At 69.2% G+C, this 17852-nt stretch carries 15 protein-coding genes; 7 read left to right on the forward strand and 8 right to left on the reverse strand.

Annotation, left to right across the window (positions count from 1 at the left end):
* Positions 1 to 30: 30 nt before the first annotated feature.
* The 3 genes from DEJ04_RS01760 to DEJ04_RS01770 all read left to right on the forward strand — a co-directional run bounded on the left by DEJ04_RS01760 (position 31) and on the right by DEJ04_RS01770 (position 3910).
* Entirely contained in the window at positions 31 to 1095 is a 1065-nt protein-coding gene (locus DEJ04_RS01760) for a ubiquinol-cytochrome c reductase iron-sulfur subunit (protein WP_027465615.1), read from the forward strand.
* Positions 1095 to 2783 (forward strand): ubiquinol-cytochrome c reductase cytochrome b subunit, encoded by a 1689-nt coding sequence (locus DEJ04_RS01765; RefSeq protein WP_071403835.1) that lies wholly within the window; start codon positions 1095 to 1097, stop codon positions 2781 to 2783. The genes DEJ04_RS01760 and DEJ04_RS01765 overlap by 1 nt, the downstream gene beginning before the upstream one ends.
* A gap of 167 nt (positions 2784 to 2950) precedes the next feature.
* On the forward strand, positions 2951 to 3910 hold the full coding sequence (locus DEJ04_RS01770; protein WP_111045986.1) for a phosphodiesterase: 960 nt from the start codon (positions 2951 to 2953) through the stop codon (positions 3908 to 3910).
* A gap of 496 nt (positions 3911 to 4406) precedes the next feature.
* On the opposite strand, the gene DEJ04_RS01775 is transcribed toward DEJ04_RS01770, so the two are convergent.
* From DEJ04_RS01775 to DEJ04_RS01790, 4 genes are read right to left on the reverse strand one after another with little or no spacing between them, the layout of a single operon-like run.
* Positions 4407 to 5960: a stealth conserved region 3 domain-containing protein gene (locus DEJ04_RS01775; RefSeq protein ID WP_071403837.1), complete on the reverse strand. Its 1554-nt coding sequence runs from the start codon at positions 5958 to 5960 to the stop codon at positions 4407 to 4409.
* A 48-nt stretch (positions 5961 to 6008) separates the two neighbouring features.
* The gene (locus tag DEJ04_RS01780; RefSeq protein ID WP_111030098.1) at positions 6009 to 6440 is read right to left on the reverse strand and encodes a DUF6804 family protein; all 432 of its coding nucleotides are present in this window, start codon (positions 6438 to 6440) and stop codon (positions 6009 to 6011) included.
* Entirely contained in the window at positions 6440 to 7024 is a 585-nt protein-coding gene (locus DEJ04_RS01785; RefSeq protein WP_071403838.1) for a GDSL-type esterase/lipase family protein, read from the reverse strand. Before DEJ04_RS01785 ends, DEJ04_RS01780 begins: the two co-directional genes overlap by 1 nt.
* Positions 7021 to 8553, reverse strand: coding sequence for an SDR family oxidoreductase (locus tag DEJ04_RS01790; RefSeq protein WP_258370603.1), 1533 nt, complete (start codon positions 8551 to 8553; stop codon positions 7021 to 7023). Before DEJ04_RS01790 ends, DEJ04_RS01785 begins: the two co-directional genes overlap by 4 nt.
* A gap of 43 nt (positions 8554 to 8596) precedes the next feature.
* Here DEJ04_RS01790 and deoC point away from each other — a divergent pair, with 43 nt between their 5' ends.
* The 3 genes from deoC (at position 8597) to DEJ04_RS18310 (ending at position 11201) form a co-directional block, all read left to right on the forward strand.
* Positions 8597 to 9328 carry a deoxyribose-phosphate aldolase gene (gene deoC / locus DEJ04_RS01795; protein ID WP_181437699.1) on the forward strand — a complete coding sequence of 244 codons (732 nt, stop codon included), beginning with the start codon at positions 8597 to 8599 and terminating at the stop codon, positions 9326 to 9328.
* Positions 9329 to 9478: 150 nt separating this feature from the next.
* Complete coding sequence (locus DEJ04_RS01800) at positions 9479 to 10432, forward strand: ROK family protein (RefSeq protein WP_111046160.1); 954 nt, start codon at positions 9479 to 9481, stop codon at positions 10430 to 10432.
* 196 nt (positions 10433 to 10628) lie between these two features.
* Positions 10629 to 11201, forward strand: coding sequence for a hypothetical protein (locus DEJ04_RS18310; RefSeq protein ID WP_181437700.1), 573 nt, complete (start codon positions 10629 to 10631; stop codon positions 11199 to 11201).
* A gap of 157 nt (positions 11202 to 11358) precedes the next feature.
* Here DEJ04_RS18310 and DEJ04_RS01810 read toward each other — a convergent pair whose 3' ends face one another.
* On the reverse strand, positions 11359 to 13683 hold the full coding sequence (locus DEJ04_RS01810; RefSeq protein ID WP_228513657.1) for a bifunctional (p)ppGpp synthetase/guanosine-3',5'-bis(diphosphate) 3'-pyrophosphohydrolase: 2325 nt from the start codon (positions 13681 to 13683) through the stop codon (positions 11359 to 11361).
* A gap of 265 nt (positions 13684 to 13948) precedes the next feature.
* On the opposite strand from DEJ04_RS01810, the gene DEJ04_RS01815 reads away from it, so the two are divergent.
* Positions 13949 to 14632: a hypothetical protein gene (locus tag DEJ04_RS01815; protein WP_146248618.1), complete on the forward strand. Its 684-nt coding sequence runs from the start codon at positions 13949 to 13951 to the stop codon at positions 14630 to 14632.
* 86 nt (positions 14633 to 14718) lie between these two features.
* Here DEJ04_RS01815 and DEJ04_RS01820 read toward each other — a convergent pair whose 3' ends face one another.
* The 3 genes from DEJ04_RS01820 to secD are packed head-to-tail and all read right to left on the reverse strand — an operon-like array spanning position 14719 to position 17821.
* Positions 14719 to 15066, reverse strand: a complete 348-nt coding sequence (locus DEJ04_RS01820; RefSeq protein ID WP_111045994.1) for a rhodanese-like domain-containing protein — start codon at positions 15064 to 15066, stop codon at positions 14719 to 14721.
* On the reverse strand, positions 15066 to 16070 hold the full coding sequence (secF, locus tag DEJ04_RS01825; protein ID WP_071403841.1) for a protein translocase subunit SecF: 1005 nt from the start codon (positions 16068 to 16070) through the stop codon (positions 15066 to 15068). The genes DEJ04_RS01820 and secF overlap by 1 nt, the downstream gene beginning before the upstream one ends.
* Positions 16070 to 17821: a protein translocase subunit SecD gene (secD, locus tag DEJ04_RS01830; RefSeq protein WP_111045997.1), complete on the reverse strand. Its 1752-nt coding sequence runs from the start codon at positions 17819 to 17821 to the stop codon at positions 16070 to 16072. Before secD ends, secF begins: the two co-directional genes overlap by 1 nt.
* Positions 17822 to 17852 lie beyond the last annotated feature (31 nt).

The raw sequence follows: 17852 nt of genomic DNA on the forward strand, positions 1-17852 counted from the left end.
TCCGTGTCGAACGACACTGAAGGGAACACCATGGCAGAGCACGACGACGAGACGCTGAACTCGTCCTCGGCTGTCGAGAAGCACGGCACGACCACCTCCCCCGGGATCGCGGTCCTCCCCGTCGACCCGTTCGAGAACCCGGGCGAGCCCCCGCACCGCCCGCGCCGCACCGACGTCGACCCGAAGAAGCAGCGTCTGGCCGAGCGCCAGGTCGCCGCGTACTTCTACCTGTCGATCGTCGGCAGCGTCCTGTCGATCGCGGCGTACGTCGCCTTCCCGATCGACCCGAGCGACTTCGGGACGGTCCGCACCGCGAACCTCTTCCTGGGCCTGTCGATCGCCCTCGCGCTCCTCGCCCTCGGCCTCGGCGCCGTCTACTGGTCGAAGTCCCTGGTCGTCGACCGCGAGATCACCGAGCTCCGCCACGGCACCCGCGGCACCGACGCGACCCGCGCCAAGGCGGTCGAGGCGTTCCAGCTCGCCGACAAGGAGTCGGGCTTCAGTCGTCGCAAGCTGATCCGCAACTCGATGATCGGCGCCCTGGCCGCGTTCCCGCTCCCCGGCATCGTCCTGGTCCGTGACCTCGCTCCGGCCGAGGACCCCAATGAGCTGCTCCGCCACACCTTCTGGAAGCAGGGCCTGCGCCTGACGAAGGACCCGACCGGTCTGCCGATCAAGGCCTCCGACGTCACCATCGGTTCGGTGTTCCACGTCATCCCCGAGGGCATGCTCGAGTCCGAGCACATGCTGGAGGAGAAGGCCAAGGCCTCCGTCCTCCTCATGCGTCTCGACCCGAAGGACCTCAACCCGTCCAAGGGCCACGAGAACTGGGGCTACGACGGCATCGTCGCGTACTCCAAGATCTGCACCCACGTCGGTTGCCCCGTCGCGCTCTACGAACAGCAGACGCACCACCTGCTGTGCCCGTGCCACCAGTCCACCTTCGATGTCTCGAACAACTGCGAGGTCATCTTCGGTCCGGCAGCACGCCCCCTCCCCCAACTTCCGATCGCGATCGACGACGACGGCTACCTGGTTGCCCAGAGCGACTTCCACGAGCCGGTCGGACCGTCCTTCTGGGAGCGTGAACGCTGATGACCAGCACCACCACCACCGCACCGAACACGTCGACGAACAAGCCGGCGCCGGAGCGCGGATCCCGCATCATCGGCGGGGTCGCCAACTACATCGACGAGCGCACCAGCATCTCGGGCCTCGTCAAGGAAGTCGGCCGCAAGATCTTCCCGGACCACTGGAGCTTCATGCTCGGCGAGGTGGCGCTGTACAGCTTCGTCGTCGTGCTGCTCTCCGGGACCTTCCTGACGTTCTTCTTCCAGGCGTCCATGACCGAGGTCGTCTACAACGGCTCGTACGTCCCGCTCAAGGGCGTGGCGATGTCGACGGCCCTGCAGTCCACGCTCGACATCTCGTTCGACATCCGCGGCGGGCTCTTCGTCCGCCAGGTCCACCACTGGGCAGCCCTGCTGTTCGTGGCGTCGATCATGCTGCACATGGCCCGCGTGTTCTTCACCGGTGCCTTCCGCAAGCCGCGTGAGCTCAACTGGGTCTTCGGCTTCCTGCTCTGGGTCCTCGCCATGGCCGAGGGCTTCACCGGCTACTCGCTCCCCGACGACCTGCTCTCCGGAAACGGTCTGCGGATCATCGTCGGCATGATCGAGGGTGTCCCGGTGATCGGCGTCTGGATCGCCTACCTGCTGTTCGGTGGCGAGTTCCCGGGGACCGACATCGTCGGCCGCCTGTACACGCTGCACATCCTGCTGCTGCCGGCGATCCTCGTCGCGGTGCTCGGTGTCCACCTCGTGCTCGTCGTGATCAACAAGCACACGCAGTTCGCCGGTCCGGGCAAGACCAACGAGAACGTCGTCGGTGTCCCGATCCTCCCGGCGTTCGCTGCGAAGGCCGGTGGGTTCTTCTTCATCGTCGCGGGCATCCTGGCCCTCATCGCGTCGCTGTTCACGATCAACCCGATCTGGAACTACGGCCCGTACGACCCCTCCCCGGTGTCCGCCGGTACCCAGCCCGACTGGTACATCGGCTTCGCCGACGGCGCGCTCCGACTTGTCCCGCCGCACTGGGAGGTCGTGTGGTTCGGCTACACGGTGTCGTTCAACATCCTGGCGCCGATCGCGGTCCTGGTGCTGCTCATCCTGGCGATCCTGCTCTACCCCTTCATCGAGGCGTGGGTCACGGGCGACAAGCGTGAGCACCACATCCTCGACCGCCCGCGCAACGCCCCGACGCGTACAGCGTTCGGTGCCGCTGGCATCACGCTCTACGCCAGCCTCTGGGCAGCAGCCTCGTCGGACATCATCGCGACGCACTTCCTGGTGTCGATCGAACACGTGATCCATGTGATCCAGGCAACGACGGTCCTCGGTCCGTTCATCGCCTTCTGGATCACGAAGCGTGTCTGCCTCGCCCTCCAGAAGAAGGACCGCGAGATCGTCCTGCACGGCTACGAGTCGGGCCGCATCGTCCGACTCCCCCACGGCGAGTACATCGAGGTGCACGAGCAGCTCGACGAGTACGAGCGGTGGAAGCTCCTGCAGTTCAACGAGTACAAGCCGCTGATGATCCGCCCGAACGCCAAGGGCAAGATCACGGGTCTGCAGAAGGTCCGCGCCGGCGTCTCCCGCTTCTTCTTCGAAGACCGCATCGAGCCGGTCTCGAAGGCAGAGCTCGAGGCAGCACACGCCGCGCACCACGGCCCGAACCTCGAGGGTGGCCACCAGGCTCCCCAGGTCGGCCCCGGCGATCACTGATCGGTAGCGCACGAAGCAACCCCCGTCACGAAGTGGCGGGGGTTTCTTCGTGCACAGGGCAACACGCCGCCCCCAGTTCACGGCTGGTTCACTCTCGCGTGCTGGACTCGTCCAGGACGGTGTGGCAACGTGTTGCACCACGCATCCGCCAACGGAATGAGACCCCGATGGACAGCCGGACGGCCGAACACCCCAGGCCGAACCACTTCCTCCTCCACCTCAGCGACACGCACCTCGTCTCCGGGGACCGCAACCTGTACGGCGATGTCGACTCCGCCGCACGGCTCACGCAGATCGTCGCGGACATCGAAGCCTCGGGCACGCGGCCCGAAGCGATCGTCGTCACCGGCGACGTGGCCGACAAGGGCGAGCCGGGTGCGTACGCCCGCGTCCGCGAGATCCTCGAACCGGCCGCGCAGCGCATCGGTGCACAGGTCATCTGGGCCATGGGCAACCACGACGAGCGCGGTGCCTTCCGCCAGGAGCTCTTCGGCCTGCAGCCCACCGACCGCCCGGTCGACTTCGTCTACGACGTCAACGGTCTCCGCGTGATCACCCTGGACACGAGCGTGCCGGGTCACCACCACGGTGAGGTCTCCCCCGAGCAGCTCGACTGGCTCGCCGAGGTCCTGTCCGAGGCCGCGCCGCACGGCACCATCCTCGCGATGCACCACCCGCCGGTGCCGAGTGTCCAGGACCTCACCGTCCTCGTCGAGCTCCGCGACCAGCAGGCCCTGGCCGAGGTCGTCGAGGGCAGTGACGTCCTCGCCATCATCGCCGGGCACCTGCACTACTCCACCAGTGCGGTGTTCGCCGGCATCCCGGTGTCCGTCGCCAGCGCCACCTGCTACACCCAGGACCTCACGGAGTTCCAGGGCGGCACCCGCGGACGAGACGGTGCGCAGTCGTTCAACCTCGTGCACGTCTACGGCCACAACGTCGTGCACTCGGTCGTGCCGATCGGGCACTACGCCACCGTCGGACAGCCCGTCTCCGCGCTCGAGACCGAGGCGAAGCTCGCTGCGCACGGCGTGACGATCCCCGCGGCCGTCGAGCCGGCACCGGTCACCTCGAGCATCCCGGTGTTCACGCTCGACTCGGTGCCCGTCTCCCCCATCCACCGGTAGCCCCGCGCACTCCGAGTGCAGAAGAGGTCGGGTCCGCCATGCGGACCCGACCTCTTCTGCTCACCAAGCGCGGGCGCGTGCGGTCACGACTCCCCGTCAGTGCGCGGCGAGTGGTCACGTTCCGTCGGCTGGCGGCTCGGCGGGCAGCCAACGGGGTGTCTTGACCGCGCGGCGTCGTGTAGGTCTCGACGGCACGCCCGACGGTCGGGAGGCCCGTGGCGGGCCCGACCCGCGCCTCCCGGCCAGCGGGGTGGTCGCGACTCACCGCGGGTGCTGCGTCGCGTGGTCATGTTCCGTCGGCTGTGGGCGGCGCAGGAGACGGGCTGTGACCGCTCGGCGTGGGGGTGGCGGGGAGTCGTGACCGGTCGGCGTGCGGTGACGTGCGAACCACGTGTCTGGGTTCCGGCGCCGGGCTCGCAGGCTCGCCCGGAGCGCCCCAGCAGGCCGCTGGCGCGTCCTGAGCGCTGGGACGCTCCCAGCAGGCCGCTGGCGCGTCCTAAGCGCTGGGGCGCTCCCACGGCGCAGGGAACGGGAAGTAGCGCTCCAGGAAGCCCGTGACGCGCTGCGTGCGCTCTTCGTCGCTGACCTCGGGGAAGCTGCCGTCGTTGAGGCAGAAGAAGTCCACGTTCCGCTTCTTCAGCAGCTCGTCGAGGGCCTTGAGTCCGGAGACCATGGTCGTGTCGATGTACCCGACGGCCGCGTTCTCCTGGATGATCGCCCGACCGGTGAGCAGCGAGTAGTAGTGGTACAGCGAGTTCGTCACCGAGATGTTGTCGGCGGCGCGGAAGCGCGACGCCGCGGTGGCCGCGAACTCGTCGGCGAACTCGTGCTCCATCTCGGTCATGATCGAGGCGCGCAGGGGCGTCGGCGCGTGCTCGAGGTGCCGCGTCGTCACCGCACCGAAGCGCTGCTGCAGCAGGCGACGGTTCACGCGGGCGGAGTTCTCGAAACCGCTGCGTGCCGGGTTGTTGGAGCCGAGGCCGATCCGGGTCGACGCGAGGATGAACTTCGTGACCGATCCCGGGCTGTAGAACACCGAGGGGTCGACGAGGCGCCCGAAGAACATGTCGTCGTTCGAGTAGATGAAGTGCTCGCTGATGCCCGGGATGTGGTGCAGCTGCGACTCGACGGCCTGCGAGTTGTGCGTCGGCAGCACGGAGGGGTCGGCGAAGAACTCCTCGCTGCGGACGATCCGGACCTTCGGGTGCTCGGCGAGCCAGTGCGGCGCCGGGGAGTCCGTCGCGATATAGATCTGGCGGATCCACGGTGCGAAGGTGTGCACCGAGCGGAGCGCGTACTTCAGCTCGTCGATCTGGCGGAACCGGGCCGGGGCGTCGTCGCCCTCGCCCAGGACGGCGTTCGACTGGGCGGCCTGGCGGGCGCGCTGGTACTCGATGGCGTTGCCGTCGACCCACGAGAAGACGATGTCGATCGGGAAGCGGATGTCCGAGACGTGGTCGTCGAACATGTGCTCGACGGTGCGCCAGGTGCGGCCGTAGCGTTCGATGTCGACGAGGACGAACTCGTCGATCGGCAGGCTGCGACGCATCAGGGCGTTCTCGACGGGTGCGAGGACCTCGATGTCGGTGACGCGCCAGAACTCGAGCTGGACGCTCGTCTCTGCGCCGTAACGCAGGCGTCCGAGCGGCTCGAGCCGCGGACGGAACACGCGGAGCACTGGTTCCTCGACGGAGCCGAGTCCGTCGTCCTGCACGAGCACGGCCGGCTTGCCCGGGGGCTTCGCGTAGAAGGGCTCGTTGACGGCCGCGGACATCACGGCGCTCTCGGCACGCTGGCGGTCACGCTCGTCGAGGGCGATCACCGGGCGCTGGTCGTTGCCGCGGATGAGCAGGTGGTCGACGTCAGCCGCGGTGAGCGCGTCGTCGAGGAACAGCAGGTCCTCGATCATCGACTGCTGCGGCGTGAGGTGTCCGTTGATCAAGGTCAGTCGCCCCTTGCGGACGACGACGTCGGATCGGTCGAGACCGCCGGAGGACGGTCGAGGGTTCAGCAGAGGACTCTCGGTCACCGGCTCGGTCTCGTCGTTCATCCATGCCCTTCGGGTGTGCGGCCGGGTCCTGTACCCGACCTGCCGATCCTACCGTCCGTCCGACTCGCGGGGCACCTTGACCACGATGCCCACCACGATGAACAGCGCGGCGGCCACCAGCTGCAGTGCTGCCCAGACCTGCCCGGGGATCGGCACCGTGACGAGCGGGTTCCAGCAGACGGCGACTGCGGCCATGAGCAGGGCGGCCCACCAGACCTTCCCGCGCACGCTGAAGACCAGCACGATCAACGCGAGCACCGTGACGCCCCAGCGGGCGAAGACGAAGCCCGACGAGTCGACGATGGCGACGCAGGCCAGCAGCACGATCGCCGCGATCATCGACGGCGCCAGCGCGGGGCGGGTGAAGGGCGGCGTGGTGCGGGCGCCGTTGACGGGTGCGGCGGCTGCGGGTCGCGGGGACCCTGCGGGCACGCCGTGCTGGGACGACCCCACCGGGGGCCGCCCCTTGCGTGCGGCCATCAGTCCGCGGAGCCGTCGAGGTCGATCGCCTGGATCGACCGCGACATCGGCGGCAGGTCGCGGACGCGCTCGAGCGCCGGCACCAGCTCGCCGACCAGCGCACGGTAGCCGTCTTCGGTCAGGTGCAGGCCGTCCTCGGTGAAGCGGGCGTCCAGGTGGTCGCCGTCGGCCAGGGCGGGCCAGGCGTCGAGGTACTGCGCGTGGCACGTGGCGACGAACTGCCGGAGGTGCCGGTTGGCCTGCTCGATCTTCGTGGCGTACTCGGCCTGCCGGGGCAGGATCGACACGAGCAGCAGGCGCACGCCCGGCAGCTCGCGGCGGAGCGTGACCAGGATGGTCTCGACGTTGCGGACCACGTGCTCGGCGCTCGCGCGGTGGTTGCCGAAGTCGTTCGTGCCGATGAGCAGCACGATCACCTCGGGCTGTTCGGCGACGACGGCGTCGAGGCGCGTCAGTACGCCGTCGGTCGTGTCTCCACCGATGCCCTGGTTCAGCGTGTGCTCGTCGGGGAGCCAGGTGTCCCAGTCGCCCTGTTCGGTGATGCTGTCCCCCAGGAAGAGGACGGGGCTGCGGTCGTCGGTCATGCTGCCTCCTCGTGCGCCGGCTCGGGGGTCCCGGTCTGCTGCGTCCGGTTGCGCTGCGTGGACTCGGTGTGGTCGGACTCCCGCTCGGCGGCGGCGGTGATGCGCTCGACCATACCGGGGAAGATGACGCCGTGGAACGGCAGGATGCCGTACCAGTACAGCCGCCCGGCCAGGCCCTGCGGGAAGTAGATCGCCCGCTGGTGGTAGTCGCTGCCGCCGTCGGGGTTCGGTGTGACGGTCATCTCGAGCCACGCACGACCGGGCGACTTGAACTCGGCGCGGAGCCGCAGGTACCGGCCGCGCTCGAGTCGTTCGACGCGCCACCAGTCGAGCGCGTCACCCTGCTCCAGGCGCTGCTGGTCACGCCGGCCGCGGTTCAGGCCGACACCGCCGGCGATCTTGTCCATCCAGCCGCGGGCGACCCAGGCGAGTGGGAACGAGTACCAGCCGTTGTCGCCGCCGATCGACTCGACGACGCGCCAGACGTCCTCGGCGGAGGCACTGGAGTGCCGCTTCCGGTCGTCGACGTAGACCGTGTGCCCGGCCCAGTCGGGGTCGTTCGGCATCGGGTCGGCCGAGGCGCTCGAGAGCGTCGCGCTCCGCCAGCTCGTCTGGACCTGACCGCTGCGCATCTTGTTGAGCGCGAGGCGGACGGCCCGGCGGTACGAGGTGAGCCCGCCCTCGGGCTGCGGCACGACGTCGTCGATGTCGTGCTCGCGCTGCACGCACTCGAACTGCAGCGACTCGATGATCGGGGTCGCGAGCTTGCGCGGGATCGGGGTGACGGCGTTGAACCAGTGTGCGGCGAGGCGCGGGGTGAGCACCGGCAGGACCGTGATCGGGCGCTGGGGCAGCTTCGCCTCGACCGCGTAGCCGTTCAGCATCTGGCCGTACCGCAGGACGTCGGGGCCGCCGATGTCGAAGGTGCGGTTGACGTCGGCGGGGACGTCGAGCGCGGCCACCAGGTAGTACAGGACGTCGCGGACCGCGATCGGCTGGATGTGGTTGCGGACCCAGCGCGGCGCGGGCATCCACGGCAGGACGTCGGTCAGGTGCCGGATCATCTCGAACGAGGTGCTGCCCGAGCCGATCACGACCCCGGCCTGGTACGCCACCGTCGGCACGCCCGAGCTGAGGAGGATCTCCCCCACCTCCTTGCGGCTGCGGAGGTGCTTCGACAGCTCGCCGTCGGGGTGCAGCCCGCCCAGGTAGACGAACCGGCTGACGCCGGCCGCCTTCGCCTCGCGCGCCATGGTCTCCGCTGCTTCGCGCTCGGCCGACTCGAAGTCGCCGTCGGCGCCCATCGCGTGGGCGAGGTAGTAGACCGCCTCGATCCCGTCGACGGCGGCGCGCACCGCCTCGGCGTCCTGGAGGTCGCCCTCTGCGACGTCGACCTCACTGCTCCACGGGACGTCCTGGAGCTTCCGGGGGTTGCGCACGAACACCCGGACGGAGTGGCCGGCTTCGAGGAGACGAGGGACGAGACGACCACCGATGTACCCGGTGGCGCCGGTGACGAGGACCTGCATGCCCTGCACGCTACGCGGCACGCCTGACGGGTAGGCTTGCCGGGTGGACAACGCAGCCTTCCCCGTGACCGTCGATGCCGTCCGCGGCCTCATCGACCACGCGATCCTGAAGCCCGAACTCACCCGCGCGGACGTCGACGCCCAGCTCGACGAAGCCGCCGCCCACCGCGTCTTCAGCGTCTGCGTCCGTCCGAGCGACGTCGCCCACGCCGTCGAGCGCCTCACGGGCACCGGCGTCGGCGTCGGCACCGTGATCGGCTTCCCGCACGGCACCACGTCCACCGCGGCGAAGGTCGCCGAGTCGCTGCAGGCCCTGGCCGACGGCGCGTTCGAGCTCGACATGGTGCAGAACATCGGCGCCGCGAAGTCGGGCGACTGGCAGCGCGTCGAGCATGACGTCCGCGCGGTCGTCGACGCCGCCGGCGACACCGTCGTCAAGGTGATCCTCGAGACCGCGTTCCTGACCGACGACGAGATCGTCGCGGCCTCGCGTGCGGCACAGACCGCCGGCGCCGCCTTCGTGAAGACCTCGACCGGGTTCGCCGGCGGTGGCGCGACGGCCGAGCACATCGCCCTCATGCGCCGCACGGTCGGTGCCGACACCGGCGTGAAGGCCTCCGGCGGCGTCCGCGGCCTCGACACCGTGCTCGAGATGGTCGAGGCGGGCGCCAACCGCATCGGCACGAGCGCCTCGGCCCGCATCCTCGACGAGGTCGCGCACCGCGCCGAGACGGGTGCCGCGTCGGCGCTCGGCGACGACACGACGTCCTACTGACCCACGGGGCTGACCCACGGCGCTGAGCCAACCCGGCTGAGCCAGCCCACGCACCCAGCACGACCCACCACGACCAGGCCGGTGCCCACCGGACGCGACGACGCGTCGGCGACCCGCACCGTGCCTCCAGACCGCCGCATCGGAGCGCGCATGTCCAGCACCGCACCCCAGTCCCCCGCCCTCGCCCTGGCCGTCGACCTCGGCGGCACGAAGGTCGAGGCCGCGCTCGTCACCGACCAGGGCGTCGTGCTACCGGCGACCCGGTTCCGCAGCCCCACCGGGCCGCAGCGCACCTCGGACGAGCTGCAGGCCGCCGTCGACGAGGTCGTCACGGCCGCGCTCGGCGCGCTGCCCGCCGACGCGGCGCTCGTCGGCGTCGGCGTCGGTTCCGCCGGCCCGGTCGACGAGGAGCACGGCCTCGTCTCCCCGCTCAACATGCCGGTCTGGCGTGGGCACCCGCTGCGCGACCGGATCGCGGCGCTCGTGCCGGACGACGTCCCGGTGACGCTTCGCATGGACGGCCTGGCGATCACCCTCGCCGAGCACTGGGTCGGCGCGGCCCAGGGCTACGAGCACGTCATGGGCATGATCGTCTCCACCGGTGTCGGCGGCGGGCTCATCCTGCACGGTCGCACCGTCAGCGGACCGACGGGCAACGCCGGCCACATCGGGCACGTCGAGTGCGGCGGCTACGACGACCCCTGCGCCTGCGGCGGCACCGGTTGCCTCGAGGCGATCGCCAGCGGCCCGAAGACCGTGGCCTGGGCACGTCGTCAGGGCTTCGCGGGCACGACCGGCGAGGAGCTCTCGGCCGCGTACGCCGCCGGCGACGAGATCGCTGTCGCCGCGGTCCAGCGGAGCGGCCGTGCCCTCGGGCAGGCCATCGCCGCCGCCACGAGCCTGGTCGACCTCGAGATCGTGGCCATCGGTGGCGGGTTCTCGCACGTCACCCCCGACCTGTTCGAGTACGCCCGGCAGGCCGTGGCCGAGCGTGTCGAGTTCGGGTTCGTCACGAAGGTCCAGATCGTGCCGACCGGGTTGTCCCAGGACGGTCCGCTCATCGGTGCCGCGGCGCTCGTGCACCGCGCCGACGTCCTGCGCTGAGCGCGCGCGTCGCGCCCGGCCGCGTCCGATCCGGCGCGCGGCCGTCGGCTGGTCGCGTCGTCGACGCGGCCAACGCCGTGGACGTGACCGGCGACGGCCTGGAGGCGCGGTGCGGGCCCGCCACGGTCCTCCCGGTCGGTGCGTGGCTTGTCCACAGGCCTGTCGGTCGCGTGCGCAGGTCGGGCAGGATGTGCGGGTGCCCCGCCCGCGACTGCTGACCAGTGACGACTGGCCGGAACCCGAGCTGCGTGCGGCGGTCCTGGCGGGCGAGCTGGTCGCCGTCGGTCCCTGCTGGGCCTCCCCCGCTGAACCGCAGACGCCGTCGTTGCGCGCCGCCGCTGCCGCCTGGGTCCTGCGGGACGCGCGCCTGATCGCCTGCACGCTGACCGCCGCGTGGATCTGGGGTGCGGTGTCCCGGCCGCCGGCGCCGCTCGAGGCCTGCATCCCGCCCCAGGTCCGTGTCCACGTCGGGCCGGACGTGCGCCTGCGAGAGGTCCGGATCGACGTCGACGACACCGTCGAGCGCTCGCGGCTGCGGGTCACGCTGCCGGCGCGGACCGCGGTCGACCTGCTCCGGACGCCCGGGCCGACGGCCGGTGCGTTCGGGGAGGCCGAGGCGACGGCCGTGCACGGGCTGCTCGCGATCGGGGCGGTCACCGCTGCCGAGCTGCGGGCGCGCTTGACGTCGCTCGGGACGATCCCCATGGTGCGGCAGGCCGAGCGGCGGTTGCGGGGGCTGCAGGGCGCGGCTGGGCGTGCTGTGCGGTAGGGGTTGCGCGCTGGATGCGGGCGCGGGGTGAGGGTGCCGGTGCAGGCGGTCACAACACCCCGCTCACGTCCGCCGAGTGGTCACGGACTGTCGGCTGGCCGGGCCGCAGTCGACGGTTGCTGACCGGTCGACGGCCGGGCCGCGCGGGGCCCTGCCGCTAGCCGGCGCTGACGCGGTAGACGTCGTAGACGGCGTCGATGCGTCGCACCGCGTTGAGCACGCGGTCGAGGTGGATGGTGTCGCCCATCTCGAACACGAACCGGCTCAGCGCGAGACGGTCGGACGAGGTCGACACCGTCGCGGACAGTATGTTCACGTGGTGGTCGGTCAGCACCCGGGTGACGTCGCTGAGCAGGCCCGACCGATCGAGCGCCTCGATCTGGATCTGCACGAGGAACACCGACTTCGACGACGGGGCCCACTCGACCTCGATCATCCGGTCGGGTTCGTTCATGAGTGACTTCACGTTGGTGCACGACGACTGGTGCACCGAGACGCCCTGGCCGCGGGTGATGAAGCCCACGATCTGGTCGCCCGGCACCGGGGTGCAGCACTTCGCGAGCTTCACGAGGATGTCGGGCGCACCGCGAACCAGCACGCCGCTGTCGCTCGTGCGCAGCTGGCGACTGGTGACCTGGCGCGGGAACGCGAGTTCGGGTTCGTCCGTCTCGGTCTCGGTCTGGACGTTGCCGAGGACCTTCTCGATCACCGACTGCGTCGAGACGTGGCCCTCGCCGATGGCGGCGTACAGGGCGGAGACGTCCTCGTACCGCATCGACGAGGCGACCTCGGCGATGCTGTCCTGGCTCATGATGCGCTGGAGCGGCAGGTTCTGCTTGCGCATCGCCCGGGCGATGGCGTCGCGACCCTGCTCGATCGCTTCTTCGCGGCGCTCCTTGGTGAACCACTGCTTGATCTTGTTGCGCGCGCGGGGGCTGCGGACGAACTGCAGCCAGTCCTGCGAGGGGCCGGAATCGGGGTTCTTCGACGTGAAGATCTCGACGACGTCGCCGCTGGACAGCTGGCTCTCGAGCGGGACCAGGCGGCCGTTGACCTTCGCACCCATCGTGCGGTGGCCGATCTCGGTGTGCACGGCGTAGGCGAAGTCGACCGGGGTGGCTCCCGCGGGGAGCCCGATGACCTTGCCCTGCGGCGTGAAGACGTAGGTTTCCTTCGCGCCGATCTCGTAGCGCAGGGAGTCGAGGAACTCGCCCGGGTCGCTGGTCTCGGCCTGCCAGTCGGTGATGTGGGCGAGCCACGCCATGTCCTGGTCGTCCGTGGTCGACGAGGTACCGGCGTCACGGCCGGCAGCACGCTGCTTGTACTTCCAGTGGGCGGCGACACCGAACTCGGCGCGCTGGTGCATCTCGTGCGTGCGGATCTGGATCTCGACCGCACGACCCTGCGGTCCGAGCACCGTGGTGTGCAGCGACTGGTACAGGTTGAACTTGGGGGTCGCGATGTAGTCCTTGAAGCGACCGGGCAGCGGGGTCCAGCGGGCGTGCACCGAGCCGAGCATGGCGTAGCAGTCGCGCACGGTCGGCACGAGCACGCGGATGCCGACGAGGTCGTAGATCTCGTCGAACTCGCGACCCCGCACGATCATCTTCTGGTAGATCGAGTAGTACTGCTTCGGCCGACCCATGACGTCGCCGCGGACCTTGGCGGCCTTCAGGTCCTTCTTCAGGGTCCCGATGACGTTCTGGACGAACTGCTCGCGCTTCGGCTGGCGTTCCTTGACCAGGCTGTCGATCTCGACGTAGAGCTTCGGGTGCAGGACCGCGAACGACAGGTCCTCGAGCTCGAGCTTGATCATCTGGATGCCGAGCCGGTGCGCGAGCGGCGCGTAGATCTCGAGCGTCTCCTTCGCCTTGCGCGTGGCGGAGGTCGACTCGACGAAGCCCCACGTGCGGGCGTTGTGCAGGCGGTCGGCGAGCTTGATGACGAGGACGCGGATGTCCTTCGACATCGCGATGACCATCTTGCGGACGGTCTCGGCCTGGGCGCTGTCGCCGTACTTGACCTTGTCGAGCTTCGTGACGCCGTCGACGAGCATCGCGATCTCGTCGCCGAAGTCGGCCCGCAGCTGGTCGAGCTGGTAGTCGGTGTCCTCCACCGTGTCGTGCAGGAGCGCGGCCGCGATGGTGATCGTGCCGATGCCGAGGTCGGCCAGGATCTGCGCGACCGCGACGGGGTGCGTGATGTACGGCTCACCGGACTTGCGCTTCTGCCCGTCGTGCGCGCGCTCGGCGACCGAGTAGGCCCGCTCGATGAGCGTCACGTCGGCCTTGGGGTGGTGCGAGCGGACCGTGCGGATCAGTGTGTCCACGGCGCCGGCCGGCTGGGCGCGCGAGAACAGGCGCGGCAGCAGCGAGCGGAGGGAACCGAGGTTGCCGGTGGTGTTCGGACCGATCGGGCTCGAGGGCCGCGGGGCGGAACCCGGGCGGCTCGGCGCGGACGGCTCTTCGCGGGTGTCCGTCATGATGCGCCTCCTCTGGTCAACCTGATTTCTCCACCAAGCCTACGCGTGTCGTAGAGCGCTCCGTGACTGGGTTCGCCCTGAGCGCGAAGCCGGGGTTTGTGCGCTCGGAGGTTCAGCACTCTGAAGGGTCTTACAGCCCGGCATGCAAATCGTTCGATACATGTTGACGCTCGGTGCATCGCGACAATAGCTTCCGAATCAGGGCGAGAAGGGGTTCGTCCATTTCGAAGGCGTCAGTGTTGACGCCCTTTCTGGGGAGAAAAAAATGAACAAGAAGAAAACGCTCGCGATGTTCGCCGTGCCCGTCGCAGCAGCCCTGCTCGCGCTCGGGGCAGCGCCGGCGAATGCTTCGACGGCTGACCACACCACGGACGGCGGCTACGTGATCGCTGATCCGTCGGCCGCTCGAGTGACTGCGGACGGGGTGTTCTTCCCCACGGGGAAGATCGGTGCGGACACGGTCGTCGTCGTTCCCGAGGCCGATGGTTCACTGCCGAACGGCCTGACGAACGCGAAGCTCGCGAAGCTCTACGGAGCACGCCGAGCACTGCCCGCGTCCGCACAGGAGCAATCGACGACCCCACTCCAGGTCAGCGCGGCTGCTGCATCGAGCTACGCCTACCTCGCCTCGAGCGCGTCGAGTTGGTCCAAGGCGTTCGCTGGACCGAACATCATCGGCGCCGACACCGGTGTGAAGGTCAAGTACCGGTTCACGGTCGCGTCCTCGACGTCTCAGACGAACGCGGGACAGGGCCTCGGCTACTACCGCGGGTACAGCGGCAGCGAGTTCGGCACCTGGTCGAAGTGGTACAACCTCGGCGTCGCTGACACGAGGACGCCGGGCTTGACCAGTGTTCCGTGGGGGAACGTCGCAGCGCAGGCGAAGTTCCGCGCCAAGTGCGCGACATCGACGATCTGCAGCGGATCGTTCTCGGCGAGCGGAGTCTGATCCACAGACGATGAGGCGGCACCCCAGCCAGGGGTGCCGCCTCATCGTGTTTGTACCTCGGAACGCGCTTCGGTCGCTCCCCGCCGTCAGCCGTTCACCTGGGATGCACCGCTCCCGTCGCGCTCCACCGGTGCCCCCGCCTGCTCCCAGGCGAGCATGCCGCCGGAGAGGTTGACGGCCGGGACACCCGACTGCTCGAGCGCCGCGACGATGCGCGACGAACGGCCGCCCGAGTGGCAGACGATGATGGCCGGCTGGTCGCCGCCGTCGATCTCCTGCCAGCGGTCCACGAACTCCGACATCGGCACGAGCGTGGCCCGGGGAGCGTGGACCTCGTCCCACTCCCCCTGCTCACGGACGTCGAACAGGCGGGCTCCGGCGTCGATGCGGCGCTGGGCCTCGGCGACGTCGATCTCCTGGATCTCGATGGGCATCAGACGTTCGCCTCCGCTGCGTCGACCTCACGCCGGCGCTTCTCGGCCGCCGCGGTCTTCTTGGCGTCCGACTCCTTGATCTTCGGCTCGTTCTCCCGCAGCTGCGCGTACATCGGCGACGCGATGAAGATCGTCGAGTAGGTGCCGACGATGATGCCGATGAACAGCGCGAGGGAGATGTCGCGCAGGGTGCCGGCGCCGAGCACGTACGACCCGATGAAGAGGATCGCTGCGACCGGCAGCAGTGCCACGACCGACGTGTTGATCGATCGGACGAGGGTCTGGTTGACCGCGAGGTTGACCGACTGCTTGAACGTCCGGATGGATTCCTGCGCGGTGTTCTCACGCACCTTGTCGAAGACCACCACGGTGTCGTAGAGCGAGTACCCGAGGATCGTCAGGAAGCCGATGACCGCCGCGGGCGTGACCTCGAGCCCGACGATGCCGTACACACCGGCCGTGATGAGCAGGTCGTGCAGCAGCGCCGCCATCGCGGACAGTGACATCTTCCAGGTGCGGAAGTACAGGGTCATGAAGACCGCGGCGAGGGCGAGGAAGATCACGAGACCACGGATGGCCTGCGCGAGCACGTCGGCACCCCACGTCGCGCCGATGAAGGTCGCGGCGACCTGGCTCTCCGGGACGTCGTAGGCCTTCGCCAGGGCGTCCTGCACCTCGGTCGTCTGACGGTCGGTGAGCTGCCCGGTCTGCACGCGGATGCCGTGCGTGCCGAGCTGCGAGACGCGCGGGATCGACTCCGGGACGACGTCCTCGACGGTCTCGGTGGCGATGTTCTGGTCGAGCGTCTTGACGTCGGAGATCGTGAACTCCGAGCCGCCGGTGAACTCGATGCCGAGCTGGTACCCGCCACGGAGCCACGGGGTGACCAGGGAGATCAGGATCATCGCGAGGGCGATGAGGTACCAGGTCTTCCGGCGCCCGATGATGTCGTACGACCGCTTCCCCGTGTAGAGGTCGCTGCCGAACTGGCTGAAGCTGGCCATCAGTCGTCCTTCCCGTCCGGCGTCGAGCCGTTGTCGCCGGAGGCCTGCTGGGCCTTCCGCTCCGCGATCGTCTGTCGGCGCTGTGCCTCACCGGCACTGCGCTGGCGCTTGCCGTCCACGACGGGTGCGCGGAACTGCGCGCGCCCCCGGTAGACGGCACCGAGTGCTGCCGGGTCGAGACCGCTGAACCGGTGCCCCTCGCCGAAGAACCGGCTGCGGGCGATGAGCTGCATCATCGGGTGGGTGAAGAGCGCGACCACCACGATGTCGATGAGTGTCGTGAGGAGCAGCGTGAACGCGAAGCCCTTCACGTCGGCGACCGCGAGCACGTAGAGCGTCACGGCGGCCAGGAAGTTCACCGCGTCGGACGCCAGGATCGTGCGGAGGGCACGCTTCCAGCCGGACTCGACCGCGCTCTCGAGGGCACGGCCGTCACGGAGTTCGTCACGGATGCGCTCGAAGTAGACGATGAACGAGTCCGCCGTGATGCCGATGGCGACGATGAGACCCGCCACACCCGCCAACGAGAGGCGGTAGTCGACGCGCCACGACATGATCGCGATCACCAGGTAGGTGAGCACGGCGGCGATCCCGAGCGACAGCACCGTGACGAACGCCAGGGCCCGGTACTGGATGACCGAGTAGATGATCACCAGGATCAGACCGATCAGACCGGCGATGAGGCCACCGATGAGCTGCGCGGTGCCGAGTGTCGCCGAGATGTTCTCGTTCGACTGCACCTGGAAGTTGATCGGCAGCGCACCGTACTTGAGCTGGTCGGCGAGGGTCTTGGCAGACTCGGCGGTGAAGTTCCCGCTGATCTGCGCCTTGCCGTTGGTGATCGCCGAGTTCGTCGTCGGGGCTTCGATCACCGTGCCGTCGAGCACGATCGCGAACTGGTTCTGCGGCTGCTGGAGCGACACGAGACGGTTCGTGACGGTGCGGAAGTCCTTCGAACCCTCGCCGTTGAACGTCAGGTTGACGGCCCACTGGCCGGTCGACGTGCCCTGCGAGTCGGTGGCGAGACCCGAGGTGGCGTTGCTGACGTCGGCTCCGAGGACCTCGACCGGACCGAGGATGAACTTCGCCGCGCCCGTCTGGTCACAGGTGACGAGGGGCTCGTCATCGGGTGCCGCGGTGATGTCGTCCGGCGCTGCACAGTTGTAGTTGGTGTACAGGTCCTGCAGCTTCGGCGTGACCCAGTTCAGGTCGCTCGCGTTCGACGGCTTCGCGCTCGGCGTCGCGGCGAGCGATGCCGGTGGCGAGTAGGGAGTCGGCGACGCGGTGCCCTTGCCGTCGCCACCGACGGCCGAGCTCGATGCGGCCTCGGTGAAGAGCACCGGGCGGAAGGTCAGCTTGGCTGCGGCCTCGATGCGGTCGATCGTGGCCTTGTCGGGGCGACCCGGGATCGAGACCACGATGTTGTTCGCGCCCTGGGTGTTGATCTCGGACTCGGAGACACCGGTGGCGTCGATGCGCTGGCGGATGATGTTCACCGCCTGCTGCAGCTGCTGCGAGGTGACGGAGTCGCCCTCGGTGTTCTGCGCCGCGAGGGTCAGCTGTGTGCCGCCCTGCAGGTCCAGAGCCAGCTCCGGCACCCAGCTCGCGCCCTGGTACCACTTGTCGGTGTCGTCCTTCGAAGAGCCGGCGAGGACCGACGCGGCGGTGTTCACGCCGGCGAGGATCGCCATCAGGATCACCAACCAGGTGAGCGAGCGCAGCGCCTTCTTGACGGGTGTCGATCGTGCCACCGGTCGTCTCGTCTTTCTGTTCAGGACCGTC

The sequence above is a fragment of the Curtobacterium sp. MCLR17_044 genome (genome assembly GCF_003234435.1).
Taxonomy (GTDB): Bacteria; Actinomycetota; Actinomycetes; order Actinomycetales; family Microbacteriaceae; genus Curtobacterium; species Curtobacterium flaccumfaciens.

Bases quoted from the DNA above. Each gene is read 5' to 3' on its own strand.
- DEJ04_RS01775 (WP_071403837.1), bottom strand. From the start codon at position 5,960: ATGAACGACGAGACCGAGCCGGTGACCGAGAGTCCTCTGCTGAACCCT.
- DEJ04_RS01765 (WP_071403835.1), top strand. From the start codon at position 1,095: ATGACCAGCACCACCACCACCGCACCGAACACGTCGACGAACAAGCCG.
- DEJ04_RS01785 (WP_071403838.1), bottom strand. From the start codon at position 7,024: ATGACCGACGACCGCAGCCCCGTCCTCTTCCTGGGGGACAGCATCACC.
- secF (WP_071403841.1), bottom strand. From the start codon at position 16,070: ATGGCCAGCTTCAGCCAGTTCGGCAGCGACCTCTACACGGGGAAGCGG.
- DEJ04_RS01780 (WP_111030098.1), bottom strand. From the start codon at position 6,440: ATGGCCGCACGCAAGGGGCGGCCCCCGGTGGGGTCGTCCCAGCACGGC.
- DEJ04_RS01800 (WP_111046160.1), top strand. From the start codon at position 9,479: ATGTCCAGCACCGCACCCCAGTCCCCCGCCCTCGCCCTGGCCGTCGAC.
- DEJ04_RS01760 (WP_027465615.1), top strand. From the start codon at position 31: ATGGCAGAGCACGACGACGAGACGCTGAACTCGTCCTCGGCTGTCGAG.
- DEJ04_RS01815 (WP_146248618.1), top strand. From the start codon at position 13,949: ATGAACAAGAAGAAAACGCTCGCGATGTTCGCCGTGCCCGTCGCAGCA.
- DEJ04_RS01820 (WP_111045994.1), bottom strand. From the start codon at position 15,066: ATGCCCATCGAGATCCAGGAGATCGACGTCGCCGAGGCCCAGCGCCGC.
- DEJ04_RS01810 (WP_228513657.1), bottom strand. From the start codon at position 13,683: ATGACGGACACCCGCGAAGAGCCGTCCGCGCCGAGCCGCCCGGGTTCC.
- DEJ04_RS01790 (WP_258370603.1), bottom strand. From the start codon at position 8,553: ATGCAGGTCCTCGTCACCGGCGCCACCGGGTACATCGGTGGTCGTCTC.
- DEJ04_RS01770 (WP_111045986.1), top strand. From the start codon at position 2,951: ATGGACAGCCGGACGGCCGAACACCCCAGGCCGAACCACTTCCTCCTC.